Origin of the sequence: Streptomyces sp. DH12 (genome assembly GCF_020873895.1) — a bacterium.
Taxonomy (GTDB): Bacteria; Actinomycetota; Actinomycetes; order Streptomycetales; family Streptomycetaceae; genus Streptomyces.
The window spans coordinates 1-414 of the sequence record NZ_JAHWGT010001412.1 but is presented as its reverse complement, the minus strand read 5'-3'; the positions used below and the strand labels follow the sequence as shown (position 1 = coordinate 414).

The 414-nt window shown below is 73.9% G+C and carries 1 protein-coding gene; it reads left to right on the top strand.

The window, feature by feature from the left end; genetic code table 11:
• Positions 1 to 18: 18 nt before the first annotated feature.
• On the top strand, positions 19 to 414 hold a 396-nt coding region (locus LPA54_RS40335), incomplete at its 3' end, for a nitrilase-related carbon-nitrogen hydrolase (protein WP_308112935.1).

Sequence of the window (414 nt, the reverse complement as noted above, 5' to 3'; positions counted from 1 at the left end):
GACGATTACACTGGCCGGGTGCCTCAACTACGACTCGCCCTGAATCAGATCGACTCGACCGTCGGCGACCTCGCCGGCAACGCGGAAGCGATGGTCCGCCGGACCCGGGAGTCCGCCGGGCAGGGGGCGCATCTCGTGGCGTTCCCGGAGATGGCGCTGACCGGGTATCCCGTCGAGGACCTCGCCCTGCGGTCGTCCTTCGTGGAGGCGTCCCGGGCGTCCCTGCGCGCCCTCGCCGCGCGCCTCGCCGACGAGGGCCTCGGCGACGTGCCGGTGGTCGTCGGCTACCTGGACCGCAGCGCCGCCGCCCAGCCGAAGTACGGCCAGCCCGCGGGCGCCCCGCGCAACGCGGCGGCCGTGCTGCACCGGGGGGAGGTGGCGCTGAGCTTCGCCAAGCACCACCTGCCGAACTAC